This window comes from Lewinella sp. W8, from assembly GCF_004375085.3.
Taxonomy (GTDB): Bacteria; Bacteroidota; Bacteroidia; order Chitinophagales; family Saprospiraceae; genus Neolewinella.
Genome location: NZ_SNAQ03000081.1, coordinates 1 through 379, shown reverse-complemented (window position 1 = coordinate 379; position 379 = coordinate 1). Strand labels below are relative to the sequence as shown.

1 protein-coding gene is annotated in these 379 nt (G+C 62.8%); it reads left to right on the top strand.

Features of this window, described 5'->3' with window-relative positions:
* The coding region (locus E1J53_RS23890; protein ID WP_173021634.1) for an SdrD B-like domain-containing protein at positions 1 to 379 on the top strand (379 nt) is incomplete at both ends.

Below are 379 nucleotides of genomic sequence, written 5' to 3'. Positions count from 1 at the left end.
CCAACGTAGGTGATGACGCCACGGACAGCGACGCGGACGAGACCACGGGCCAGAGCCCGGTGGTGATCCTGGCCTCCGGCGAGAACAACCCGACGATTGACGCCGGCTTCTACGAGACGGCCAGCCTCGGTGACTTCGTCTTCGAAGACGTAGACGGCGACGGCATCCAGGACGCTGGCGAGCCCGGCGTACCGAACGTGACGGTAAACCTGAAGGACGAGAACGGAAACGTAATCGCCAGCACGACGACTGCCGGTGACGGTTCCTACTCCTTCGACAACCTGGTACCCGGCGATTACAGCGTACAGTTCGTCCTTCCCGGCGGCTTTGAGTACACGGACCTGAACGAAGGCGGTGACGAAGCGCTGGACAGCGATGC